At 67.5% G+C, this 7,022-nt stretch carries 5 protein-coding genes; 4 read left to right on the forward strand and 1 reads right to left on the reverse strand.

The window, feature by feature from the left end; translation table 11 throughout:
* Positions 1–126: 126 nt before the first annotated feature.
* The 4 genes from AAHS21_RS24310 to bla are packed head-to-tail and all read left to right on the forward strand — an operon-like array spanning position 127 to position 5,739.
* Positions 127–2,403: a polyribonucleotide nucleotidyltransferase gene (locus AAHS21_RS24310; protein WP_342930099.1), complete on the forward strand. Its 2,277-nt coding sequence runs from the start codon at positions 127–129 to the stop codon at positions 2,401–2,403.
* Positions 2,381–3,763, forward strand: coding sequence for a pitrilysin family protein (locus tag AAHS21_RS24315; RefSeq protein ID WP_342930100.1), 1,383 nt, complete (start codon positions 2,381–2,383; stop codon positions 3,761–3,763). The genes AAHS21_RS24310 and AAHS21_RS24315 overlap by 23 nt, the downstream gene beginning before the upstream one ends.
* A 59-nt stretch (positions 3,764–3,822) precedes the next feature.
* Positions 3,823–4,851 (forward strand): nitronate monooxygenase, encoded by a 1,029-nt coding sequence (locus tag AAHS21_RS24320; RefSeq protein WP_342930101.1) that lies wholly within the window; start codon positions 3,823–3,825, stop codon positions 4,849–4,851.
* Positions 4,852–4,896: 45 nt separating this feature from the next.
* Positions 4,897–5,739, forward strand: coding sequence for a class A beta-lactamase (gene bla, locus AAHS21_RS24325; protein ID WP_342930108.1), 843 nt, complete (start codon positions 4,897–4,899; stop codon positions 5,737–5,739).
* 3 nt (positions 5,740–5,742) lie between these two features.
* Here bla and ald read toward each other — a convergent pair whose 3' ends face one another.
* Positions 5,743–6,858 carry an alanine dehydrogenase gene (gene ald, locus AAHS21_RS24330; protein ID WP_342930102.1) on the reverse strand — a complete coding sequence of 372 codons (1,116 nt, stop codon included), beginning with the start codon at positions 6,856–6,858 and terminating at the stop codon, positions 5,743–5,745.
* Positions 6,859–7,022: the final 164 nt, after the last annotated feature.

The following is a 7,022-nucleotide window of genomic DNA, read 5'->3' on the forward strand; positions in this document are numbered from 1 at the left end:
GGCAGGTCGGCCGCTTCGATCGATGGCCGTAGCCGTATTCAGACTTTTCCTTCAGGGAAGCTCTTTGGGCACTCGCACGTGACGACGCGAAATAGTTGAATACCCAGAGAGGCTGTACGGACACCTATGTCTGTAGCTCAAATTGATGAAGGCGTGTTCGAGGCGACCGCCACAATCGACAACGGGACCTTCGGTACCCGCACCATTCGCTTCGAGACCGGCCGGCTGGCCCTGCAGGCCGCCGGTGCCGTGGTCGCCTACCTCGACGACGAGAACATGCTGCTGTCGGCCACGACCGCCAGCAAGGCACCCAAGGAGCACTTCGACTTCTTCCCGCTGACGGTCGACGTCGAGGAGCGGATGTACGCCGCCGGGCGCATCCCCGGTTCGTTCTTTCGCCGCGAGGGCCGACCGTCCACCGACGCGATCCTGACCTGCCGACTGATCGACCGCCCGCTGCGGCCGTCGTTCATTTCCGGCCTGCGCAACGAGATCCAGGTCGTCGTCACGATCCTGAGCCTGGACCCCAACGACCTGTACGACGTGCTGGCGATCAACGCCGCGTCGGCCTCCACCCAGATCAGCGGGCTGCCGTTCTCCGGCCCCATCGGGGGCGTGCGGGTCGCGCTGATCGACGGCCAGTGGGTCGCGTTCCCGACCGTCGAGCAGCTCGAGCGAGCCGTGTTCGACATGGTCGTGGCGGGCCGCCTCGTCGGCACCGACGCCGACGGCCAGCCCGACGTCGCCATCATGATGGTCGAGGCCGAGGCCACCGAAAGGCTCATCGAGCTCGTCGAGGGCGGCGCCAAGGCGCCGACGGAAACCGTTGTGGCGGAAGGCCTGGAGGCCGCCAAGCCGTTCATCGCCGCGCTGTGCACCGCTCAGCAGGAGCTGGCCGACGCGACCGCCAAGCCCGTCGGTGACTACCCGACGTTCCCGGACTACGCCGAAGACGTCTACTACGCGGTCGCCTCGGTGGCCACCGACGAGCTGGCCAAAGCGCTGACCATCGGTGGCAAGGCCGAGCGCGACGCGCGCACCGACGAGCTCAAGGTTGAGGTGGCCCAGCGGCTTGCCGAGACCTACGAGGGCCGCGAGAAAGAGGTGAGCGCCGCATTCCGCTCGCTGACCAAGAAGCTGGTGCGCCAGCGCATCCTGACCGATCACTTCCGCATCGACGGCCGCGGCATCACCGACATCCGCGCCCTGTCGGCCGAGGTGGCAGTCGTGCCGCGGGCGCATGGCAGCGCGCTGTTCGAGCGGGGTGAGACCCAGATCCTGGGGGTGACCACGCTGGACATGGTCAAGATGGCCCAGCAGATCGATTCGCTGGGGCCGGAAACCTCCAAACGGTACATGCACCACTACAACTTCCCGCCGTTCTCCACGGGCGAGACGGGCCGCGTGGGCTCGCCGAAGCGGCGTGAGATCGGGCACGGCGCCCTGGCCGAGCGGGCGCTGATCCCGGTGCTGCCCAGCGTCGAGGAATTCCCGTACGCGATCCGTCAGGTGTCGGAAGCGTTGGGCTCCAACGGTTCGACGTCGATGGGATCGGTCTGCGCGTCCACGCTGGCGCTGCTGAACGCGGGGGTTCCGCTGAAGGCGCCAGTGGCCGGTATCGCGATGGGCCTGGTCTCCGATGACGTCGAGGTCGACGGCAAGACCGAGCGTCGCTTCGTCACCTTGACCGACATCCTGGGTGCCGAGGACGCATTCGGCGACATGGACTTCAAGTGCGCCGGCACCAAGGACTACGTCACCGCGCTGCAGCTGGACACCAAGCTCGACGGGATCCCGTCGCAGGTGCTCGCGGGTGCGCTGGCCCAGGCCAAGGACGCGCGGTTGACGATCCTCGAGGTGATGGCCGAGGCCATCGACGCCCCCGATGAGATGAGCCCGTACGCCCCGCGGGTGACCACCATCAAGGTGCCGGTCGACAAGATCGGCGAGGTCATCGGGCCCAAGGGCAAGGTCATCAACGCGATCACCGAGGAGACCGGCGCGCAGATCTCCATCGAGGACGACGGTACGGTGTTCGTCGGCGCCACCGATGGTCCCTCGGCACAGGCCGCGATCGACCGGATCAACGCCATTGCCAACCCGCAGCTGCCGACGGTGGGCGAGCGATTCCTCGGAACCGTGGTCAAGACAACGGATTTCGGTGCTTTCGTGTCGCTGCTGCCGGGCCGCGACGGTTTGGTGCACATCTCCAAGCTCGGTAAGGGCAAGCGCATCGCCAAGGTCGAGGACGTGGTGAACGTCGGCGACAAGCTGCGCGTGGAGATCGCCGACATCGACAAGCGCGGCAAGATCTCGTTGGTCCTGGTCGAGGATGACAGCGCAGCCCCGGCTGCCGATTCCCCGGAGACCGCGCCGGCCGATGCCGCGACAGCCAGCAGCTGACTTACCCGGGGCACGCCCCGGTCGAGCGGGTGCCCTGCGGCGGGGCAAGCACGCCGCCGAGGCTGAACCTGCGCTGCAGGCCACGGTGCGCCGCACCACGTTGCCGGGTGGTCTGCGGGTGGTCACCGAATACCTGCCCGCGGTGCGGTCCGCGTCGGTCGGGGTGTGGGTCGGTGTCGGGTCGAGGGACGAGGGCGCGACCGTCGCCGGGGCGGCGCACTTCCTCGAGCACCTGCTGTTCAAGTCGACGCCGACGCGCACCGCGGTCGACATCGCCCAATCGATGGACGCCGTCGGCGGCGAACTGAACGCGTTCACCGCCAAGGAGCACACCTGCTACTACGCGCACGTGCTCGACAGCGATCTCGCGCTGGCCGTCGACCTGGTCGCCGACGTGGTCCTCAACGGCCGCTGCGCCGTCGAAGACGTCGAGCTCGAACGTGACGTCGTCCTCGAGGAAATCGCGATGCGCGATGACGACCCCGAAGACGCGCTGGGGGACATGTTCCTCGCCGCGCTCTTCGGCGATCATCCGGTCGGGCGCCCGGTTATCGGCACCGCGCAATCGGTGTCGGCGATGACCCGCGCGCAGCTGCACTCCTTCCACATGCGCCGCTATACGCCCGAGCGGATGGTGGTCGCGGTGGCCGGCAACGTCGACCACGACGAGGTGGTCGCCCTGGTGCGCCGGCACTTCGGATCTCGTTTGGTGCGTGGGCGCCAGCCCATTTCGCCGCGCAAGGGCACCGGACGCGTGAACGGCCAGCCGGGCTTGTCGATGGCCAAACGCGACGCCGAGCAGACGCACGTCTTGCTGGGCGTGCGCACGCCCGGGCGCGGTTGGGAACACCGGTGGGCGCTGTCGGTGCTGCACACCGCGCTGGGTGGTGGGCTGAGCTCCCGGCTGTTTCAAGAGGTTCGCGAGTTACGCGGGCTGGCCTACTCGGTCTACTCCTCGGTCGACATGTTCTCTGACAGCGGCGCGCTGTCGGTCTATGCGGCCTGCCTGCCCGAGCGGTTCGCGGACGTGATGCGGGTGACCGCCGAGGTGCTCGAAGCGGTGGCCCGCGACGGCATCACCGAGGCGGAGTGCCGCATCGCCAAGGGCTCCATGCGTGGCGGGATCGTCCTTGGCCTGGAAGACTCCAGTTCTCGTATGAGCCGCATCGGTCGTAGCGAATTGAACTATGGCAAGCACCGCAGCATCGAGCACACCCTGCGGAAGATCGACGACGTCACCGTCGACGAGGTCAACGCGGTGGCCAGCCAGCTGCTGACCAAGCAGTACGGCGCCGCGGTGCTTGGCCCGTATGCTTCGAAACGATCACTGCCGCAACAACTTCGGGCGATGGTACGGTAGCTCAATGTTCGCTTTCTTACTCGCGCCGTGCCGGCGCTCGCCGTCGCCGGATTAGCCAGATGGTGCTGGGTTTTTGGGATATCGCAGTGCCCATCGTGGGCGCACCGATGTCGGGCGGGCCCGGCAGCCCGGCATTGGCGGCGGCGGTGTCCAACGCGGGCGGACTCGGTTTCGTTCCCGCCGGATACGTCAGTGCCGACCAGTTTGCGCAGGATCTTGCCGCGGCGCGCGCCGCCACCACCGGCCCGCTCGGGGTGAACCTGCTTGTGCCGCAACCCAGTGTCGCCGACTGGGTGGCGTTGGACTACTACGCGGAGGCCCTCGAAGCGATCGCCGAGCACTACCAGGTTTATGTGGGTCGGCCCGAATTCGGGCACGACGACGACTGGGCGCGCAAGCTCGAAGTCGTCGCCGACCTGCGCCCGGAACTGGTGTCGTTCACCTACGGAGTGCCGTCGCCGGATGTGATCAGGCGCTTCGGTGCTCTCGGGCTGTTGGTGATGGTCACGGTGACGTCTCTTTACGAGGCCGGAGTGGCCGTCGCCGCCGGTGCGGACAGCCTGGTGGTCCAGGGGCCGAATGCCGGCGGGAACCGCGCCACCTTCGCACCCGACATGGATCCCGGCGGCGAGTCGCTGCATCAGCTGATCGACCGCATCCATCGGGCACATCGCGATGTCCCGATCATCGCCGCGGGTGGCCTGGGCACCGCCGAGGATGTCGCGGGTGTGCTGCGCCGGGGCGCGGTGGCCGCGCAGGTGGGCACCGCGCTGCTGCTCAGCGACGAAGCCGGCACCAGCACCGGGCAACGCGTCGCCATGAAGAATCAACTCTTTTCCAAGACCATCGTCACGCGGGCGTTCTCGGGCCGGTATGCGCGCAGCCTGGAGAACGAATTCATTCGGCTGTTCGACAACGTGGCGCCCCTGGGCTATCCCGAGGTGAACCAGATGACGCTGCCGATTCGGGAGGCGGCGACCGAGCGGGAAGATCCGCAGGGCATGAGCCTTTGGGCGGGAACGTCTTTCCGCGAGGCGCAGGCCGGTCCGGTGGCCGACATCGTCGCGAGTCTGACCCCCGACGACTAGCCGAGCGTGGCAGAACTAACCCGCCGGCGGTTGTTGGTGGCCGCGATGGTGACCCCAGCGCTGGGCGCGTGCGCACCACCCGTACACGCCGATCCGCCGCCGCTCTACGGTCGACTGGCCGAGCTGGAGCGCCAATACGGCGCCTACATTGGGCTTTTCGCGACAGACCCCGGGTCGGGGCGCACCTGCGCCCATCGCGACGACGATCCCTTCGCGATGTGCTCGACGTTCAAGGTCTATGCCGCGGCGCGGGTGCTGCAGATGGCGCAGCGCGGCGAATTGGAGTTACAGCAACAGATTTTCATCGATCCCGCCGCGTTACTGCCCAACTCGCCGGTGACCGCGGCGCAGGCCGGCAACACCCTGCCGCTTGAGCGACTGTGCGCGGCCGCGTTGCAGCGCAGCGACAATGTCGCCGCCAACCTGCTGCTGACGCAGATCGGCGGACCGCCCGCCATCACCGACTTCGCTCGCTCCATCGGAGACGAGCGCACCCGGCTCGATCGCTGCGAGATCGAACTGAACACCGCGATCCCCGGCGACCCGCGCGATACCAGCACCCCGCGGGCGCTTGGCACCGGAGTCCAAAATCTGCTCACCGGAACGGTTCTCGGTGACGCGCAGCGCCGTCAGCTGGAACAGTGGATGCGCGACAATGTGACCTCGAGCATGCGGGCGGGCCTGCCGCCGGGGTGGACCAGCGCCGACAAGACCGGCACCGGGGACTATGGCAGCACCAACGACATCGGCATGATCTACGGGCCGGCCGGGCAGCGCGCGTTGCTGTCGGTGATGACGCGTTCGCAGTCGGCGAACCCTAACGCCGATGCGCTGCGGCCGCTGATCGTCGAGGTGACGAAATCGGTGCTGGGATGGCTGACCGGCTGAGCGTCAGGCCAGCACGCCGGCCGGGTCGGTGAACGGCAGGCTCAGGTCGGCGGCCACCCGCTCGGACAGCAGTGCGCCTTCGTGCGTCGAAAGGCCTTTGGCCAGAGCTGGATCCGACCGGCAGGCCTGCTGCCAGCCGTGGTCTGCGAGCCGGAGCACGTACGGCATCGTCGCGTTGGTCAGCGCGTAGGTCGAGGTCTTGGGGACCGCGCTGGGCATGTTGGCCACGCAGTAGAACAGGGCGTCATGCACCTTGAACGTCGGGTTGTCGTGGGTGGTGGGCCGCGAATCCTCGAAGCACCCGCCCTGGTCGATCGAGATGTCCACCAGTACAGCGCCTGTTTTCATCTGTGCGACAAGCGAATTCGAGATCAACTTCGGCGCCTTGGAGCCGGGCACCAGCACGGCCCCGATCACCAGATCGGCGTGCCTGACCGCGCCCTCCAGCTCGTAGGTCGACGAGTGGCGGGTCTGGATGCGGCCGGTGAACTCGGCGTCGAGAAGTCGCAGCTTGTCGATGTTGAGGTCGAGCACCCGGACGCTGGCCCCCATACCACTGGCCATCCGGGCCGCGTTGTAACCGGCCGTGCCGGCGCCGATGACCACCACGTCGGCGGGCTTGACGCCCGGCACCCCGCCCATCAACGCGCCGCGTCCGCCCTGCGTCCGCATCAGGTGATACGCGCCGATCTGAGCCGACAGCCGGCCCGCGACTTCGCTCATCGGGGCCAGCAGCGGCAGTGCGCCATCGGCGGTCTGCACGGTTTCGTAGGCGATCGACGTCGTGCCGGAAGTCAATAGCGCGTTGGTGCAGGCGCCCGACGCCGCCAGATGCAGATAGGTGAACAGCACCTGCCCGCGGCGCAGCAGCTCATACTCGGCGGGCATCGGTTCCTTCACCTTGAGCACCAGGTCGGCATCGGCCCACACCTGCTGGGCGGAGCTGAGCAGCTGTGCACCCGCGGCCTTGAACTCCATGTCGGTGATTGCCGACCCTTCTCCGGCGCCGGCCTGCACCAGCACCTCGTGGCCGCGGTGCGTCAGTTCGGCGACGCCTGCCGGGGTGATGGCCACCCTGAACTCGTTGTTTTTGGTCTCGGTGGGAATGCCGACGCGCATGCCATCAATTGTGAAGAACGTTCGACGAAGCGGCAAACAGGCTGATGTTAATTCTATAAGATCGGCGCATGTTGCGTCCTGAAAGTTGGACTGGACTAGCGGGTGGAAGTCCCGTCCCGGTAGGTACCGGAGCGCCGGGTAGCAGGCCCCGGTTCGTCGTGGAG

Origin of the sequence: Mycobacterium sp. 050272 (genome assembly GCF_039023525.1) — a bacterium.
GTDB lineage: Bacteria > Actinomycetota > Actinomycetes > Mycobacteriales > Mycobacteriaceae > Mycobacterium.